This window comes from Pantoea sp. UBA5923 (genome assembly GCF_002431095.1).
Lineage (GTDB): Bacteria > Pseudomonadota > Gammaproteobacteria > Enterobacterales > Enterobacteriaceae > Pantoea > Pantoea piersonii.
This window is the reverse complement of record NZ_DJDN01000071.1, coordinates 1-18,200: the sequence shown is the minus strand read 5'-3', so window position 1 is coordinate 18,200 and position 18,200 is coordinate 1. Positions and strand designations below refer to the sequence as shown.

The 18,200-nt window shown below is 60.5% G+C and carries 11 protein-coding genes; 6 read left to right on the top strand and 5 right to left on the bottom strand.

The window, feature by feature from the left end; genetic code table 11:
- Nucleotide 1: 1 nt before the first annotated feature.
- The 3 genes from asmA to udk form a co-directional block, all read right to left on the bottom strand.
- The gene (asmA, locus tag B3797_RS16730; RefSeq protein ID WP_311791642.1) at nt 2-1,825 is read right to left on the bottom strand and encodes an outer membrane assembly protein AsmA; all 1,824 of its coding nucleotides are present in this window, start codon (nt 1,823-1,825) and stop codon (nt 2-4) included.
- A 20-nt stretch (nt 1,826-1,845) separates the two neighbouring features.
- Entirely contained in the window at nt 1,846-2,427 is a 582-nt protein-coding gene (gene dcd / locus B3797_RS16725; protein WP_033750209.1) for a dCTP deaminase, read from the bottom strand.
- A gap of 83 nt (nt 2,428-2,510) precedes the next feature.
- Nucleotides 2,511-3,152, bottom strand: coding sequence for a uridine kinase (udk, locus tag B3797_RS16720; RefSeq protein WP_081140483.1), 642 nt, complete (start codon nt 3,150-3,152; stop codon nt 2,511-2,513).
- 296 nt (nt 3,153-3,448) lie between these two features.
- Between udk and B3797_RS16715 the strand changes: the two genes are divergently transcribed.
- The 3 genes from B3797_RS16715 (at nt 3,449) to yegD (ending at nt 8,210) form a co-directional block, all read left to right on the top strand.
- Nucleotides 3,449-4,063, top strand: coding sequence for a phosphatase PAP2 family protein (locus tag B3797_RS16715; RefSeq protein ID WP_311791641.1), 615 nt, complete (start codon nt 3,449-3,451; stop codon nt 4,061-4,063).
- A 166-nt stretch (nt 4,064-4,229) separates the two neighbouring features.
- On the top strand, nt 4,230-6,794 hold the full coding sequence (locus B3797_RS16710; RefSeq protein ID WP_311791640.1) for a diguanylate cyclase: 2,565 nt from the start codon (nt 4,230-4,232) through the stop codon (nt 6,792-6,794).
- 63 nt (nt 6,795-6,857) lie between these two features.
- The gene (gene yegD / locus B3797_RS16705) at nt 6,858-8,210 is read left to right on the top strand and encodes a molecular chaperone (protein WP_311791639.1); all 1,353 of its coding nucleotides are present in this window, start codon (nt 6,858-6,860) and stop codon (nt 8,208-8,210) included.
- 129 nt (nt 8,211-8,339) lie between these two features.
- Here the strand turns inward: yegD and B3797_RS16700 are convergent, their stop codons facing one another.
- On the bottom strand, nt 8,340-9,680 hold the full coding sequence (locus B3797_RS16700; protein WP_311782595.1) for a carbohydrate porin: 1,341 nt from the start codon (nt 9,678-9,680) through the stop codon (nt 8,340-8,342).
- Nucleotides 9,681-9,892: 212 nt separating this feature from the next.
- Nucleotides 9,893-10,852 (bottom strand): aldo/keto reductase, encoded by a 960-nt coding sequence (locus tag B3797_RS16695; RefSeq protein ID WP_311782596.1) that lies wholly within the window; start codon nt 10,850-10,852, stop codon nt 9,893-9,895.
- 238 nt (nt 10,853-11,090) lie between these two features.
- On the opposite strand from B3797_RS16695, the gene B3797_RS16690 reads away from it, so the two are divergent.
- From B3797_RS16690 to mdtC, 3 genes are all read left to right on the top strand, one after another.
- On the top strand, nt 11,091-12,314 hold the full coding sequence (locus tag B3797_RS16690; protein ID WP_311791638.1) for an MdtA/MuxA family multidrug efflux RND transporter periplasmic adaptor subunit: 1,224 nt from the start codon (nt 11,091-11,093) through the stop codon (nt 12,312-12,314).
- A complete protein-coding gene (locus B3797_RS16685) occupies nt 12,314-15,436 on the top strand; it encodes an MdtB/MuxB family multidrug efflux RND transporter permease subunit (RefSeq protein ID WP_311791637.1) in 3,123 nt (1,040 codons plus the stop codon). The genes B3797_RS16690 and B3797_RS16685 overlap by 1 nt, the downstream gene beginning before the upstream one ends.
- Nucleotides 15,433-18,200: multidrug efflux RND transporter permease subunit MdtC (gene mdtC, locus B3797_RS16680; protein WP_311791636.1), on the top strand; the 2,768-nt coding region annotated here is incomplete at its 3' end. The genes B3797_RS16685 and mdtC, both read left to right, overlap by 4 nt.

The following is an 18,200-nucleotide window of genomic DNA, read 5'->3' as shown; positions in this document are numbered from 1 at the left end:
TTCAGGGACGCAGCAGCTTACGCAGGCTGTCGTTGTCGCTGTTTTTCGGCTGGCGATCCAGCCACTGGTTCAGACGCGACTTCGCCTCGCTCTGTAGCTGCTGACGCAACACTTCATCGACCGGCAGCGAATACTGAACGTTATTCCAGCTGCCGTACATGCGCAGCGGAATCGCCTGCTGCGACAGCAGCGTAACCAGCCGGTCGTCGCCTTTCCAGCCGGTAAGCGTCAGGCCGAAAGTCACATCCAGCTGCTGTGTCGGTATATTCACTTCGCCGCCGCCCTGTAATTTCAGGCGATCGCCCTCCCCTTTCAGATCGGTAAAGCGCAGCTCGCCGTTATTCAACGCCAGCGTGCCGCCAAGCTGGCGGATACCCTGCTCACTGCTCTCGTCGCTGCTGACCTTATCGCTGGCGCGCTCAACGGCGCGGCGCACCATCTGTTGCAGGTTAATCTGCGCCAGCCTGACGTCGCTGGCGTTCAGCTGCGCCTCACCACGCCAGTGGCGCTTGGCCGCATCCAGCGTAAGGCCTTCGCCGCTCAGGTCGCCATTAAGCGAAACCGCACCCTGCATTGTCTGCGGCATGTCGAAAGCGGCGAGCAAAGGCTGAATGGCGACATGATTCAGCACCGGCTGGAGCGCGACGCGGGTTTCCGGCTGACGAATATCGACCGTCCCCGGCGCGGAGAAATCGCCGTCGCCCAGCTTGCCATTCAGCGCGCGCAGCGTTATCAGCCCCTGCTGACTGGTTACGTCAAGGGCAAAGTCGCGCAGCGACAAGCCGCGCCACACCGCGCTGTCCGCTTTTAAATTCACCGCCAGGTTCATATCGTTAAGCGGCGAATCGAGATTGTTTTGCACGCGCGGGGCCGCAATGACCGGCGCACGCGCTACCGTTGCGTGCTGCTCCCCGCTGTTGCGGATCTGCGGCGCGTTGGCCATCAGGTTGTCGAAGTTAAGCTGCGTAGCGTGCAGCTGAAGCGCCAGCTGCTGCGGCGGCGTCAGGGTGCCGGTCGCCTCGCCCGTCAGCGCGCTGTCATTGGCGCTGAGCTGCATCTGGCTCAGGGTGAACTGCTGCGTATCGGCACGCCAGCTGCCCTGCGCACTCAGCGTGCCCTTAATGCCCTGCGGCGGTATATTGGCACCGCTTAACGCATAGGTAAGCTCGTCAATTTTACCGCTCAGGCGCTGCGGATATTGCGCGGCGTCGAGCTGGCCTTTGAGCGACAGCGTAGCGTTGCGCTGATTACGCGTCAGGCTGGTGCTTAGCTCAATATTCGCCAGATGGCGATCGTCCTGGTTGAGATTGAGATTAAGGTTGCGGAAATTATATTCTTCGCCGCCCGGCTGGCGCCAGATCAGCAGACTGTTGGCAACGCGCAGCTGGCTGATATCAAACGACCAGCCGCTGGCTGGCGCGCTGGCATCGCTGCGTCCGGGGGCGATCGGGGCGTTCTGCGGCTGCTGCGGCTCGCTCTCTGGCGTGGCGCGCACTACGGCGTTGCTCAGCATCACCTGGCTGACGCTAAGCTGGTGCGACAGCAGTGGCCAGAGGTTAACGTCAAGCCGCATATTTTCCGCCGTGACCAGCGGCTGCGATGCGCCGGGCGCGGTCAGGCTCATGCGACCGGCCAGAATGCTGAGCTTAGGCCAGACGTGCCAGCGCAGATCGTCGCTCACTTCCAGCCGATAACCACTGCGTTGCTCGACCTGCTTTACCATATAGGATCGAAAATCGTTTGGATTGACCAACAGCACCAGCGCGGTCATGCCGGCAACGATGACCACCAGTAAAATGGCCAGCGTGGTTATCACTCTCTTCATTCAATCCCCATATTCGCGGTTTAATCTTTGTCGATACGACTGGCGACAGCACCCTGCTGTCCGCGATATTTAGCGTCTTCACGACGGTTATAAGGACGCGCCGCCGGACCAGAAAGCGGCTCAAAGCTCAGCGCGCCGATCAGCATGCCAGGGCGCAGCGCCAGCGGCAGCTTACCGGAATTATAGAACTCCAGGACAATGCGGCCCTGCCAGCCCGGATCGATGCGGTGCGCGGTGACGTGCACCATCAGTCCCAGACGCGCCAGTGACGAACGGCCATCCAGCCAGCCCACCAGATCGTCCGGAATCGTAACCGATTCGAAGGTCACCGCCAGCGCCAGCTCGCCTGGATGGAGGAAAAAGGCTTCGCCTTCCGGCAGCACAATCTCATCGCTCATCACGCGATCCAGCGCAGCGCTCACTTCATCTTTCGGACCGCTCAGGTCAATAAACGCCGCCGTGTGGCCCCGGAAAGTGCGGAACTGATTGCCCAGACGCACGTCAACGGTCGCGCCGTTGATGCGTTCTACCGGCGGACGCGGATCGATGGCTAAGCGGCCATCATCCAGCCAGGCTTCAATATCGCGGTCACATAATCTCATTAACCTGTCTCCATGATATAAGTGTAGCGAACAGCCTGAATCTCGCTCGTCAGGCGGTTCGCCGCGCGTCAGACCCGACGCGCCTATTCAAAAAACTGGTTTATTTTGGCCTTGAGGATATCAATAGCGATGCGGTTTTTCCCGCCGCGCGGCACAATAATGTCGGCGTACTGCTTCGAGGGTTCAATAAACTGCAGGAACATCGGACGCACAGTTTTCTGATACTGGCTCATCACTGAATCCATAGAGCGGCCGCGTTCGTTAACGTCGCGCTTCATGCGGCGCATCAGGCAGATATCCAGCGGGGTATCAACGAAAATCGAGAAGTTCAGCTCCTGGCGCAGGCGCGCGTCGGTTAACAGCAGAATGCCTTCAAGAATAATTACTTTCTTCGGCTTCAGGTGGATACTGTCGCGCGTGCGGGTGTGTTCGACGTAGCTGTACACCGGTAAATCAATATCCTGGCCCGCTTTCAGCGCCTGCAGATGCTGCAGCAGCAGGTCATGATCCATTGCGCTGGGATGGTCGTAGTTGGTTTTTACCCTCTCTTCCATGGTGAGGTGGCTCTGGTCCTTGTAATAGGCATCTTCGGGGATGACACCGATATGCTCGTCACCAACCTGATCACGGATTTCACGATAGAGCGTGCTGGCGATTAAACTTTTTCCGGATGCGGAGGCACCGGCAATGCCCACAATCACGCACTGATGAGACTTGTCAGTCATACTTTTTAACGACCTGATACTGGAGCCTGCGCTGTACGCCGATTAAGCGTTTTGACGCAGGACGGGATGGAGAGGGTTTAGTAGGCGCTAAGTATAGGGATTTCATTCTTTTGACGCCAGAGAAAAGCCGCGGTCGGGATTTCAGAATTTACCCTTTTCAAACCGAAACCATTACCCGATAAACTAACGGGCAGTTTTGTTTTTATTTATGCGGCTGGCGCATCAGGCAGCGGAAGCGCGTTCCCGCCCGCTAATGGCGCGGGAAAATTCATGCCAGCCCACACTAAAGGAAGATTATGCACTGGAGAACACTGACCTATTTTGGCGACAGCATGCTGTTGATCCCGACTGCGGTGATCATCGCGCTGATCCTGCCGTGGAAGAGCGATAATCGCCGTACGGTCTGGTACTGGCTGCTCGCCTTTGGCCTGGCCGGTCTGCTGGTAAGCCTGTCGAAGATCCTCTTTCTCGGTTTCGGCATCGGCAGCGCCCGTTTTAACTTTACCGGCTTTAGCGGCCACAGCGCGATGTCGGCCACGCTCTGGCCGGTTATGCTGTGGCTGGTTTCCGGTCGCTGGCCAGCTCTGTTACGCCTGCTCGCTATCGGCGTCGGCTATCTTATACCGCTTATGGTGGGCTTCTCGCGCCTGGTGATGCATGCGCACTCCGCCAGTGAAGTGGCGACCGGGCTACTGCTGGGCTTTACCCTCAGTTCCGCTTTTCTGCTCAGCCAGCGCCGCACCGCGCTGAAGGGCTTTAGCTGGCCGCAGGTCGGCGCGGCCTTTTTAGTGCCGTTGATATTGATGGGCCATGGGCGCGTCGCTACAACGCAGCAGTTCCTTGAACGTTTCTCTGCGGATCTGGCCGGACTGGAAAAGCCCTTTACCCGCGCCGATCTGTTCCGCCAGTAACCCTTTCGCCTCTTTTTACGCGGCGAAAGAGCCGTCAATTAGTTGAATATCGCAGAAATTTGATTTAACAAACCCACGGCGATGGTGATGTGCTAGCATGCCCGCAAGAGTTATGACTGGCGCATTTTTCGTCATATAGACGCCGTGCGCGTTGCCGGGTTAGTGAATGAGTGTTGAACTGTTGTCCTCGCTGGACAAGCCACAAAACCGCCTGCTGAGCGCCCTGATTCTGGCGGTGCTCGCTTTTGTGCTGACGCTTTTTTGTCTGGAGCTGATCGTGTTCAGCGGGCGCATTTCGCCGCTCTGGTTCTCGACCGCGCTGATGACTATCGTGGCGTTTCGCGCCCCTTCCCGCTCTGTCCCACTGCTGCTGCTGGGCTGCGTGGCGGGCACCGGCCTGGCGACTGCGCTGATAATCGGGCCTGAACTGGCGAATCTGAAATTCACGCTGCTGAATGTGCTGCAGGCGATCCTTGGCGGCGTTGTGCTGCGCGGGCTGCTCAATCGTCAGGCGCCGCTTAACTCTCTGCTCGACTGGCTGCGCTTTGTGCTGTCGGTGGGCATTCTTACTCCCCTGCTGGGCGGGCTGCTGGCGCTGTGGATGCTGAACATCCACGGCAGCGGCACCTTGCCCTTTCTCTTAACCTGGGTGATTTCCGAAGTTATCGGCATGCTGGCGCTGGGCCCGGTGCTGTTACTGATGCCCTGGCCCCTCAGAACAGGCTCGATCAGCCTGCGACGCCTGGCGGGGTTCCTTTTTAACCTGCTGCTGACCGCAGGCGCGAGCTGGCTGGCGCTGCGCTTTATGCCCTGGCCATTCACCTTTATCGTGGTGATTTTGTTCTGGTGCGCCGTCCGCCTGCCGAAGCGGGAGGCGTTTCTGCTGTTCCTGCTTAACGCCTGCACTATTTCGCTGGTTCTGGCGCTCGGCCTGGTGAGCATTGAAACGCCCGGCAACGCGCCCGGTCAGATAGCTAACTGGCTCCCCTTTCTGCTGGTGCTGATGCCGAGCCATGTGATGGCGCTGGTAATGGATGCCTTTCAGCGTGAGAAGCACCATATCAGCGAAAGCGAAACCCGTTTTCGCCACGCGATGGAGTATTCCGCTATTGGCATGGCGCTGGTATCGCCGCAGGGCGTCTGGCTACAGGTCAATAACTCCCTCTGCCAGACGCTGGGCTTTCCCGCCGCCGAACTGAAAAAGCTCACCTTTCAGCAGATCTCCCATCCCGACGATCTGGAGAACGATCTGCAGCATGCGGACAGGCTGCTGCGCGGCGATATTGACGCTTATACCATTGAAAAACGTTACTTCCGCAAAAACGGCGAAATCGTCTGGGCGCGCCTGACGGTGTCGCTGGTGCGCGACGCCGCGCGTAAACCGCTCTACTTTATTTCCCAGATTATCGATATCTCAGAGCTGAAACAGAGCGAGCAGGTTAATCGTCATCTGATGGAGCGCATTACGCTGGCGAACGAAGCGGGCGAAATCGGCGTTTATGAATGGAACCTTGTGCGCAATAAGATGATGTGGGATCGCCATATGTACGCGCTTTTCGGCCTGCCCGCGCACCAGCAGCCCAGCCGCGAGCTGTGGCGCAGTCTGGTGCATCCGGCGGATCGCGAGCGGCTCGATCTGGCGCTGCTGACGACGCAGGAAAGCACCGACGTTTTCGATATTGAGTATCGCATTCAGCGCGCCGACGGCGTACGCACGCTGCGCACCCAGGCGCGCCGCTTCTTCAATCAGGACGGACGCCTTGAACGCATGCTGGGCATCTGCCAGGACGTGACCCACCTGCGTAACCTTACCGACGCGCTGTTTCAGGAAAAGGAGCGGATGGCGATCACGCTGGACTCTATTGGCGAAGCGGTTATCAGCACCGACAGCGAAATGCGCGTGACCTTTATGAACCCGGTCGCGGAAAAGATGAGCGGCTGGCGTCAGGAAGAGGCGGCGGGCAAGCCGTTGAGCGATCTGCTGCATATCACCCAGGGACGTCACGGCGCGCCGGTTGAGAACCTGCTGCTCCGCCGCCTGCCGACAAAAAAACTCACCCCTGAGCTGGATGACGAGCTGGTGCTGCACGCCGCTGACGGCGGCGTTGTAGAGATCCACTACAGCATAACGCCGCTGCGTACCCTGGCAGGCGAAGAGATCGGCGCGGTAATGGTGATTCAGGACGTCAGCGAATCGCGCAAAATGATGAAGCATCTCAGCTATAGCGCGCTGCATGACGCTTTGACCGGCCTGCCGAACCGCGCCAGCTTCGAACGCCAGCTTCAGCGTCTGCTGAACGACGCCGTTGAGCATCAGCATCAGCATGTGCTGGCTTTTATCGATCTCGATAAATTTAAGGCGGTCAACGACAGCGCCGGACACGCGGCAGGCGATGCGCTGCTGCGCGAACTTGCCGGGCTGATGCAGCGGCACCTGCGCGGCACCGATTTTCTGGCGCGCCTTGGCGGCGACGAGTTCGCCCTGCTGTTGCCAGAGTGCCCGATAGCGCAGGGGTGTGAGGTGGTGCAGCGCATCGTCTCGGCGGTCAATGGCTACACCTTTAGCTGGCAGAACGATACTTTCCAGGTCGGTGCCAGCGCCGGCCTGACGCAGTTCTCCGCCGCCAACGACGTCGGCGCAGAGGTCTTGTCGCAGGCGGATATCGCCTGTTATAACGCCAAAAAAGCGGGACGCGGACGGCTGACGATCTATACGCCAGAAGCGCGCTGAGCCGCTTGCCAGCCCCGCTCAGCTGCGCTAAAGTCGCCCCCTTTTTTCCGGGAGGGGCATCAGATGTTCATTGGTTTCGATTACGGTACGGCGAACTGTTCCATTGCGGTGTGCGAAAACGGCGCGCCGCGCCTGCTGACGCTGGAGCAGGGCCAGCGCCTGCTGCCGTCGATGATTGCCGCACCCACGCGCGAAGCGGTGAGTGAATGGCTCTACCGCCATCATCAGGTCGCAACGCCGGATGCGGAAACCACCGCGCTGCTGCAGCGCGCGCTGCGCTATAACCGCGAAGAGGACATCGAGGTTTCGGCCAGCAGCGTGCAGTTCGGACTGAACGCGCTGCAGCACTATATGGTTGACCCGGAAGAGACCTGGTTCGTTAAATCCCCCAAATCCTTTCTCGGTGCCAGCGGGCTGAAACCGCAGCAGATCGCGCTGTTTGAAGATCTGGTCTGCGCCATGATGCGCCATATCCGCGAGCAGGGCGAAGCGCAGATCGACGGCGCTATCGACCAGGCGGTCATCGGCCGTCCCATCAACTTTCAGGGGCTGGGTGGCGACGAAGCCAACGCCCAGGCGCAGGGCATTCTGCTGCGCGCCGCGAAGCGCGCCGGTTTCCGCGACGTAGAGTTTCAGTTTGAGCCGGTCGCGGCAGGACTCGAATTCGAAGCAACGCTGGATAAAGAGACGCGCGTGCTGGTGGTGGATATCGGCGGCGGCACCACCGACTGCTCGATGCTGCTGATGGGGCCGGAGTGGCGCAAGCTGTCGGACCGTCGTCAGAGTCTGCTCGGCCACAGCGGCTGCCGCGTCGGCGGTAACGATCTCGACATTATGCTGGCGTTTAAAACCCTGATGCCGCTGCTCGGCCTGGGCGGCAAGACGCAAAAAGGCACCGCCCTGCCCGCTCTGCCGTGGTGGAACGCGGTGGCGATTAACGACGTGCCGGCGCAAAGTGAATTCTATTCCGCCGTCTGCGGCAAACTGCTGCGCGATCTGGTGCGCGACGCGGAACAGGGCGAGCTTGTGGCGCATCTGCTGAAGGTGTGGCAGCAGAAGCTCGGCTATCGTCTGGTGCGCGCCGCGGAGGAGAGCAAAATCGCCCTTTCCGATCGCGCCTCCTTCGACGCCAGCCTCGACTTTATCGCCCCGCAGCTGCACGCTGCCATCAGCGACGGAATGTTGCAGGAGGCGATCAACCAGCCGCTGGAGCGCATTCTGGAGCAGGTGCATCTGGCGCTCGCCAGCTGCGACACAAAACCAGAGGTGATTTATCTGACGGGTGGCAGCGCACGTTCGCCGGTGCTGCGCGCCGCGCTGCAGCAGGCGCTGCCGGATACCCCCGTCGCCAGCGGCGATGATTTTGGTTCGGTAACGGCCGGTCTGGCGCGCTGGGCAGAGGTGATGTTTCGTTAACGTGCCAGCCTGAACGGGTGTGACAGAGAGCGGAGAGGTTCAGGAAGCGAGAGGCGGGGTGCCCAGAGCAAGATGCCCTGCGACAGGAACAACAATTAAGCGGCCCGTAGCGGGCCGCTTGCTGTTTTATCAGAAGTTGATATTGGCGCTGATGCCGCCAACAAAAGCATCTTTCACTTCGCTTACCGCGCCTGGCGCAACGATATATTGCAGGTTCGGACGCACCTGCAGCCATTTCGCCAGCTTCACGTTGTAGTAAAGCTCGTAGTTATATTCCGAACCATCCTGAATCGGCAGATAGGTCGGGCTGTTGAAGTCCGTCTCGCCGTTAGCGGCGTTCTGCTGACGCTGCGCGCGCGTGTAATCACTGTTGACGTGAATGCGAGCCGCGGCAATGCCGATCTCATCTTCCGGACGCGCGTCAAACGGCCCCGCCCAGGTAAAGGCGATCGACTGATAGTTATCGGTCTTCGAGGTTTTGTGATCGTTCATTACCGCCTGAACGGTCACGCCGATACCGCGGCTAACGTCGCCGCCCTGCGCGGTCAGCTGCTGTTGTAACAGCACATAGCCGCCATAGGCGTGATCTTTATCCTGATAGCCGCCGTCGCGCCAGCTGCCGTAAACGTCACCGTTAACCGACGAGTAGTAGTAGCCGATGCGGTAGTTACCCGGCAGCTTGTCCGGGCCAAGAGTCGGTTTCCAGCCCAGTTCCACCGGCACCATATTGCCCTCGGAGTTGCTGGTATCCAGACGGAAACCGTCGCCGCGATCGTAGTTGGCGCTGTTCTGGTTATAGAAACCGACCTGGAAGAAGACCTCCGGCGTGATGTTAACTTTTACGCGTCCGCCCCACTGTGATACCGGCCAGTTAAACCAGCGGTCGCCGCGCCAGTTACCCGCCTGCCCGCTGCCGAACGCCAGGTTCTGGAACTTGCTGTCGAAGTTATCGAAATCTTCGCCGACGGTGACGCGACCCGCTTTCAGGTTCACCACGTTGTCAAACAGGCCTTTACTCAGCCAGAACTGTGTCAGACGCCAGGTTTGTCCGCGTCCATACACTTCCTGCACTGAAGAGAGCATGCCGGTACGGCGATCGGCCACCTGATCGGAAATATTCTGGCCGTCGCGGTTGGTGATGGTCATCTGGAACTGTGCATCCTGCCAGTCGAGCAGCTTCTGCAGATCGAAATTGGCGCCGAACGCCCACTGATCGCTGTAGCGCATTGAGGTGTTGGTGTCGGCGCCGCCGCCGAGGTTCGATGCGCTTTCCATGGTGTAATTAACGTCAAATTTAATGCCGTCGTTTTCCAGCTGCGTTCGCGTGCCGCCCCAGTCGCCAAACATATAGGGCGAGTCGTAGCTGAACGCGTCTGCGGCCACAGCAGAAGCGCTAAGCATGGCGAACATCAGGGAGCCGGCCGCAACACGGCGCAGCGGGAAATGTTGCACTGCTTTTTTTCTGTTCATAATCGTTCTTCTTATCTGAATGAAGGTTATTTCCACGCAGAGGATAGTGCTGCGAAAAGTTCAACTTTTGTAAAAAAGTGCGCACGAATACGCAAAGAGACAGATTCTTCAAACAAGTGTGAGGGGGATCGCTGAACGGAAACGCGGTCAGGACGACCGCATTATATGGCACGCAAATTAAAGACGAGGCGTAAACGCCCCGTCTAACGTGCTTAGCTGCTGGCCTGCGCCAGTTTTTCGATCTCTTCTCGGGTAAGACGCAGCTGCGTCGCGCCGATCAGATCGTCCAGCTGTGCCAGCGAGGTGGCGCTGACGATGGGTGCGGTAATACTCGGTCGCGCAATCTGCCACGCCAGCGCGACCTGGGTCGGCGTCACGTTATGCGCCTGGCTGATTTCATCAAGGGAGGCGAGGATCTTCAGGCCGCGCGGATTAAGATATTTATCCACCACGCCCTGGCCGCGCGCGCTTTTGCTGGCGTCCGCGGCGCTGCGGTATTTGCCGCTCAGAAAGCCGCTTGCCAGCGAATAATAATTAATCACGCCGAGGCCGTGTTGCGTCGCCACCGCTTCCAGCGCCGACTCATAGCCTTCGCGATCGTAGAGGTTATATTCGGGCTGCAGGGTCGCGTAGTGGGCCAGGCCCTGCTCTTCACTGATCTTTAGCGCCTCCTGCAGACGCGGCGCGCTGTAGTTAGAGGCGCCGATAGCGCGTACTTTGCCTTCTTTAATCAGCGAATCGAACGCGGCCAGCGTCTCCGCCAGCGGCGTATCCTCATCATCGCGATGCGCCTGGTAGAGATCGATATAGTCAGTTTGCAGACGGCGCAGCGAATCTTCTACCGCCTGACGGATATACTGCGGCTTCAGGCCGGTTTTCTCCGGCGACAGCTCCATGCCTACCTTGGTCGCCAGCACGATGCGGTCGCGTTTGCCGCTCTTTTTCAGCCAGTTGCCGATAATGGTCTCTGACTCGCCGCCTTTATTGCCCGGCGCCCAGCGCGAATAGACATCGGCAGTATCAATAAACCACAGCCCTCTTTCCACCAGCGCATCCAGCAACGAAAACGACTTTTCCTGATCCAGGGTCCAGCCGAAAACGTTGCCGCCGAACGTCAGCAGCGGCACCTGAATGCCCGTATCACCGAGCTGACGGGTTTCAACCTGACTCATCCTTTTCTCCTTCTGCAGTAAATAACCTGTCCAAAAGCATAGCAAAAGCTAAAACATCTCTTTATACGTAATTCCTCCATAAGTTTGTTCCATGAGGGATACTCAGTCCGTCCTGACAGATATCCTTAATTCCTTCAACTTCTGCCCGCTTTGCGGGTCTACACTCTGCTATTTGCAGGCTGCCGCGTTTCAGCCTGCGTTTTGGGGATTTCGCTACTGCTGGAGAGCAAACGATAAGATGAACCGACCTTCCTTGTTGAAAAAAAGCCTGCTGGTGCTGGCGGTCATTGCCGCCGCCGCAGGGGGATACTACTGGTGGCATCATCCGGCGCAGCCCGACGCCGATCCTCAGGCCGCCGCCCGACCGCACCGCGGCAAAGGGGGCGCAGGGGGCGCGCCAGCGCCGGTTCAGGCCGCCGCCGCCGTTAGCCAGAGCGTGCCGCACTTTCTCAGCGGGCTTGGCACCGTGACCGCCGCCAGCACCGTTACGGTGCGCAGCCGCGTCGACGGCGAGCTGATGGCGATTCACTTTCAGGAAGGAGAGCAGGTTAAAGCGGGTCAGCTACTGGCGGAGATCGATCCGCGACCTTATCAGGTCGCCTTAACCCAGGCGCAGGGCCAGCTGGCGAAAGACCAGGCGACGCTGGCCAACGCTCGCCGCGATCTCGCGCGCTTTGAGAAACTGGCGAAAACCTCGCTGGTGTCGCAGCAGGAACTGGATACCCAGCGTTCACTGGTGAGCGAAACCCTGGGCACTATCAAAGCGGACGAAGGCAGCGTCGCCAGCGCCCAGCTTAATCTTACCTACAGCCGCATAACCTCGCCGATTGCGGGCCGCGTCGGCCTGAAACAGGTCGATGCAGGCAACTACATCACCAGCGGCGACACTAACGGGCTGGTGGTGATCACGCAGACCCATCCCATCGATGTTCTATTTAGCCTGCCGGAAAATGACCTGCCCGACATTATGCAGGCGCAAAAAAGCGGCCAGCCGCTGGTGGTCGAAGCCTGGGACCGCAGCAACCAGACGCTGCTGACGCAGGGCACGCTGCTCAGCATCGACAACCAGATTGACGCCACAACCGGCACCATCAAGATAAAGGCGCGCTTTGACAATCAGGACGACAAGCTCTTTCCTAACCAGTTCGTTAACGCGCGGCTGAAGGTCAATACCCTGCAGAATGCGATTGTGATCCCCACCGCCGCGCTGCAGATGGGCAATGAGGGCCACTTTGTCTGGGTGGTCAACAGCGACAACAAGGTGAGCAAGAAAAGCGTCACTGCCGGACTGCAGGACAGCCGCCAGGTGGTGATCACCGCCGGGCTTAGCGCAGGCGAACGCGTAGTCACCGATGGGCTGGATCGCCTGACGGAAGGGGCGCAGGTTGAAGTGGTTGCGCCGCAGAGCACCGCGCTGAAAAGCAGCCGCGCGGCGCAACCGGCGAAAGGAGCGCGCGAGTAATGCAGGTAATGCCTCCTGACGCCAGCGGCGGGCCGTCGCGTCAGTTTATTTTACGTCCGGTCGCCACCACGCTGCTGATGATCGCGATTCTGCTGGCGGGCATCCTCGGCTACCGGTTTCTGCCGGTTTCGGCGCTGCCGGAAGTGGACTACCCCACCATACAGGTGGTAACGCTCTACCCCGGCGCCAGCCCGGACGTCACGACCTCCTCCATTACCGCGCCGCTTGAACGCCAGTTCGGCCAGATGTCGGGACTGAAACAGATGGCGTCGCAAAGCTCCGGCGGCGCATCGGTCATCACCCTGCAGTTCCAGCTTACGCTGCCGCTCGACGTCGCCGAGCAGGAAGTGCAGGCCGCCATCAACTCCGCCACCAGCCTGCTGCCCAACGACCTGCCCAATCCGCCGGTCTACAGCAAGGTTAACCCCGCCGACCCGCCGATCATGACGCTGGCGGTCACCACCAGCAGCATGCCGCTGACCCAGGTGCAGGATATGGTGGAGACGCGCGTCGCGCAGAAGATCTCTCAGGTCTCCGGCGTGGGTCTGGTGACGCTCTCCGGCGGTCAGCGCCCGGCGGTTCGCGTGCAGATGAACGCCCAGGCGCTGGCGTCGCTGGGCCTCACCAGCGAACAGGTACGTACCGCCATCAGTAGCGCCAACGTCAACTCGGCGAAAGGCAGCCTCGACGGCCCGGAACGCTCCATTACTCTTTCCGCCAATGATCAGATGAAGTCGGCAGAGGATTATCGCCAGCTGATTATCAGCTATAAAAATGGCGCGCCGGTGCGGCTGGGCGATGTCGCAACGATCGAACAGGGGGCGGAGAACCGCTGGCTCGGCGCCTGGGCGAACCGCGAGGCCGCCATCGTGCTTAACGTACAGCGGCAGCCGGGCGCCAATATTATCGCCACCGCCGATAATATCCGCGCGCTGCTGCCGTCGCTCACCGCTACGCTGCCGAAGTCGGTGAAGGTGCAGCTGCTGAGCGACCGCACGACCAATATCCGCGCCTCGGTCACCGATACCCAGCACGAGCTGATGCTGGCGATTGGCCTGGTGGTGATGATTATTTATCTGTTTCTGCGCAACGTGCCTGCGACCATTATCCCCGCGGTCGCCGTACCGCTCTCGCTGGTTGGCACCTTCGCCGCGATGTATTTCCTCGGCTTCTCCATCAACAACCTGACGCTGATGGCGCTGACTATCGCCACCGGCTTCGTGGTGGACGACGCTATCGTGGTGATTGAAAACATTACGCGCTACCTGGAGAAAGGCGAAACGCCTCTTGTCGCCGCGCTCAAGGGCGCAGGCGAAATCGGCTTTACCATTATCTCCCTCACCTTTTCGCTTATTGCGGTATTGATCCCGCTGCTGTTTATGGGCGATGTGATTGGCCGTCTGTTCCGCGAGTTCGCCGTCACGCTGGCGGTGGCGATCCTTATCTCCGCCGTGGTCTCGCTGACGCTGACGCCGATGATGTGCGCGCGTATGCTGAGCGCCGAATCGCTGCGCAAGCAGAACCGCTTTTCGCGCGCCAGCGAAGCCTTTTTCGAACGGGTGATCGCTGGCTATGGCCGCTGGCTGCGTAAGGTGCTGGCGCATCCCTGGCTGACGCTGTCGGTCGCGCTCGGTACGCTGCTGCTTACCGTACTGCTGTGGATCCTTATTCCGAAAGGCTTTTTCCCGCAGCAGGATAATTCGATTATTCAGGGCACGCTGCAGGCACCGCAGAGCGCCTCTTACGCCAGCATGGCAGAGCGCACGCGCGACGTCGCCTCGCTGATTATGAAAGATCCGGCGGTGCAGAGCATGACCTCATTCGTCGGCGTGGACGGCACCAATGCGGCGCTTAACAGCGCGCGCCTGCAGATTAACCTGAAGCCGCTAAGCGAACGCGATGACCGTATCCCGCAGGTGCAGCAGCGGCTGCAGCAGCGGGTAAGCCACCTTCCCGGCGTAACGCTGTGGCTGCAGCCGGTGCAGGATCTTACGATTGAAACCCAGTCGAGCCGTACGCCCTATCAGTTTACGCTCCAGTCCGGCTCGCTGGCGTCGCTCAGCAGCTGGGTGCCGAAGCTGCTGGACGCGCTGCGTCAGTCTCCTGAACTGCGCGATATCAGCAGCGACTGGCAGGATCAGGGGCTGGAGGCGTACGTTAACGTCGATCGCGACAGCGCCAGCCGCCTCGGCATCAGCATGGCCGATATTGATAACGCGCTCTATAACGCCTTCGGCCAGCGCCTGATTTCGACCATTTACACGCAGGCGAACCAGTACCGCGTGGTGCTGGAACAGGACAACCGCGCCACGCCGGGCCTGGCGGGTCTGGAAGGCATCCGGCTGGCCAGCGCCGACGGCGGCAGCGTGCCGCTCAGCGCTATCGCGAAGATTGAGCAGCGCCACAGCGCGCTCAGCGTCAACCATCTCGATCAGTTCCCGTCGGCGACCTTCTCCTTTAACGTCGCCGACGGCTACTCGCTGGGCGACGCGGTGAAAGCGGTCAGCGCGGCGGAAGAGCGGCTCGGTATGCCTGCGGAGCTGATGACCCAGTTCCAGGGCAGCACGCTGGCGTTCGAGGCGGCGCTGACCAGCACTGTCTGGCTGATCGTTGCGGCCATCGTGGCGATGTATATCGTGCTCGGCGTGCTCTATGAGAGCTTTATCCACCCCATCACCATTCTGTCGACGCTGCCCACCGCTGGCGTCGGCGCGCTGCTGGCGCTGATGCTGAGCGGCGGCGAGCTGGATATCATCGCCATTATCGGCATTATTTTGCTGATCGGCATCGTGAAGAAGAACGCCATCATGATGATCGACTTCGCGCTGGCCGCCGAGCGCGAACAGGGCATGGCGCCCTTTGACGCTATCTATCAGGCGTGCCTGCTGCGTTTTCGTCCGATCCTGATGACCACGCTGGCGGCGCTGCTGGGCGCCCTGCCGCTGATGCTCAGCACCGGCGTCGGCGCGGAGCTGCGCCATCCGCTCGGCATTGCGATGGTGGGCGGGTTGATCCTGAGTCAGGTGCTGACGCTGTTTACCACGCCGGTGATCTATCTGCTGTTTGATCGACTGGGTCAGGCCGCGCGCCGCCGCTTTAGCGGTCGGGAGGCGGAGCAGTGAGGCTATTTGCGCTCTTTATTCATCGCCCGGTCGCCACCACGCTGCTGACTATCGCCATTGCGCTGGCGGGCGCGCTCGGCTTTCGCCTGCTGCCGGTGGCGCCGCTGCCGCAGGTCGATTTTCCGGTCATTGTCATCTCCGCCTCGCTGCCGGGCGCGTCGCCGGAAATTATGGCCTCGTCAGTGGCGACGCCGCTGGAGCGCTCGCTGGGACGCATCGCCGGCGTCAGCGAAATGACCTCTACCAGCTCGCTTGGCAGCACGCGCATTATTCTGGTATTTGACTTCGACCGCGACATTAACGGGGCGGCGCGCGACGTGCAGGCGGCCATCAACGCGGCGCAAAGCCTGCTGCCAACCGGGATGCCAAGCCGCCCGACCTACCGCAAGGTTAACCCGTCGGACGCGCCGATTATGATCGTGACGCTGACGTCGGATATCTATAATCCCGGCCAGCTTTACGACTACGCCTCCACCCAGCTGGCGCAGAAACTGTCGCAGATTGAAGGGGTCGGCGACGTGACGGTCGGCGGCAGCTCGCTGCCTGCGGTGCGCGTCGCGCTGAACCCGCAGGCGCTGTTTAACCAGGGCGTTTCGCTGGACGCGGTGCGTGAGGCGATCGCCAACGCCAACCAGCGTCGTCCGCAGGGCGCGCTGGAGGATCGCCAGCAGCGCTGGCAGCTGCGCACCAATGACGAACTGAAAACCGCCAGCGACTATGCGCCGCTGGTGGTGCACTACAGCAACGGCGCGGCGGTAAAGCTCGCCGACGTCGCCAGCGTGCGGGACTCGGTGCAGGACGTACGCAACGCGGGGATGGCGGACGGCAAGCCCGCGGTGCTGCTGCTGGTGCGTAAAACGCCAGAGGCGAACGTGATCGATACCGTTGACCGCATTCGCGCCGAGCTGCCAACGCTGCATGAAACCATTCCCGCCGCCATTGATCTGCAGATCGCGCAGGACCGCTCGCCCACCATCCGCGCCTCGCTGCATGAGGTCGAGCAGTCCCTGACCATCGCCGTGGTGCTGGTGATTATGGTGGTGTTTGTTTTTCTGCGATCCGGGCGCGCTACGCTCATCCCCGCCGCTGCAGTGCCGGTATCGCTGATTGGCACCTTTGCCGCGATGTACCTCTGCGGCTTTAGCCTGAATAACCTGTCGCTGATGGCGCTGACCATCGCTACCGGTTTCGTGGTGGATGACGCCATCGTGGTGCTGGAGAATATCGCGCGCCACGTCGAGGCGGGCATGAAGCCTTTGCAGGCGGCGCTGACCGGCGTGCGTGAGGTGGGCTTTACCGTACTGTCGATGAGCCTGTCGCTGATCGCCGTCTTTTTGCCGCTGCTGATGATCGGCGGGCTGATAGGCCGCTTTTTCTCGGAGTTCGCCATTACGCTGTCGGTGGCGATCGCCATCTCTATGGTGGTCTCGCTTACCCTCACGCCAATGATGTGCGCTTACCTGCTGAAGCCGCACAGGGCGCGCAGCCAGCCGCGTCGGCGCGGCGCGGGCCGTATGCTGCTGGCGATCCAGCAGGGTTACGGCCGCTCGCTGGGCTGGGTGCTGAACCATGCGCGCTGGGTGTTGTTGCTGCTTTTCGGCACGATCGCCCTCACCGTCTGGCTGTTTATTCAGGTGCCGAAAACCTTTATGCCGGAGCAGGATACCGGCCGACTCTCCGGCTCTATTTCCGCCGATCAGAGCATCTCCTTTCAGGCGATGCGCCAGAAGCTCCAGGATTTTATGGTGATCGTGAAAGCCGACCCGGCAGTAGAGAGCGTAGTGGGCTTTACCGGCGGGATGCGCACCAACAGCGGCTCGATGTTTATTTCGCTGAAGCCGCTTTCAGAGCGCAGCGAAAACGCGCAGGCGGTTATTGCCCGTCTGCGCGCGAAGCTGGCGAAAGAGCCTGGCGCGAATCTCTATCTCAACGCGGTGCAGGATCTGCGCGCCGGCGGCCGCGAATCAAACGCCAGCTATCAGTATTCTCTGCTCTCCGACGACCTCGCCGCGCTGCGCGAATGGGAGCCGAAAATCCGCCAGGCCTTCTCCGCGCTGCCGCAGCTGGCGGACGTAAACTCGGATCAGCAGGATAAAGGCAGCGAAATGGCGTTGCTCTACGATCGTGAAAGCATGTCGCGCCTCGGCATCGATGTCTCTCAGGCGAACGCGCTGCTGAACAACGCCTTCGGCCAGCGGCAGATCTCCACCATCTATCAGCCGCTGAATCAGTACAAAGTGGTGATGGAGGTCGATCCGCGCTATACCCAGGATATCAGCGCGCTGAATCAGATGTTTGTGATTAACGACGACGGCAAGGCGGTTCCGCTGTCGTGGTTCGCCCGATGGCAGCCCGCCAACGCGCCGCTGTCGGTAAACCATGAAGGGCTCTCCGCCGCCTCGACCATCTCCTTCAACCTGCCGGAGGGCGTTTCGCTGTCGGAAGCCTCTGCGGCGATCGACCGCACGATGATTGCGCTCGGCGTGCCCTCCAGCGTGCGCGGCAGCTTCGCCGGCACCGCGCAGGTGTTTGAGCAGTCGCAGAGCAGCCAGCTCTGGCTGATGCTCGCCGCTATCGCCGCCGTCTACATCGTGCTGGGGATCCTCTATGAGAGCTACGTTCATCCGCTGACAATCCTTTCGACGCTGCCCTCGGCGGGCGTCGGCGCGCTGCTGGCGCTGTGGGTCACGGACCAGGGCCTGGGCGTGATCGGCATCATCGGCATCATCCTCCTGATCGGCATCGTGAAAAAGAACGCGATCAT

Bases quoted from the DNA above. Each gene is read 5' to 3' on its own strand.
- udk (WP_081140483.1), bottom strand. From the start codon at position 3,152: ATGACTGACAAGTCTCATCAGTGCGTGATTGTGGGCATTGCCGGTGCC.
- B3797_RS16695 (WP_311782596.1), bottom strand. From the start codon at position 10,852: ATGAGTCAGGTTGAAACCCGTCAGCTCGGTGATACGGGCATTCAGGTG.
- dcd (WP_033750209.1), bottom strand. From the start codon at position 2,427: ATGAGATTATGTGACCGCGATATTGAAGCCTGGCTGGATGATGGCCGC.
- B3797_RS16685 (WP_311791637.1), top strand. From the start codon at position 12,314: ATGCAGGTAATGCCTCCTGACGCCAGCGGCGGGCCGTCGCGTCAGTTT.
- B3797_RS16715 (WP_311791641.1), top strand. From the start codon at position 3,449: ATGCACTGGAGAACACTGACCTATTTTGGCGACAGCATGCTGTTGATC.
- B3797_RS16710 (WP_311791640.1), top strand. From the start codon at position 4,230: ATGAGTGTTGAACTGTTGTCCTCGCTGGACAAGCCACAAAACCGCCTG.
- asmA (WP_311791642.1), bottom strand. From the start codon at position 1,825: ATGAAGAGAGTGATAACCACGCTGGCCATTTTACTGGTGGTCATCGTT.
- B3797_RS16700 (WP_311782595.1), bottom strand. From the start codon at position 9,680: ATGAACAGAAAAAAAGCAGTGCAACATTTCCCGCTGCGCCGTGTTGCG.
- yegD (WP_311791639.1), top strand. From the start codon at position 6,858: ATGTTCATTGGTTTCGATTACGGTACGGCGAACTGTTCCATTGCGGTG.
- B3797_RS16690 (WP_311791638.1), top strand. From the start codon at position 11,091: ATGAACCGACCTTCCTTGTTGAAAAAAAGCCTGCTGGTGCTGGCGGTC.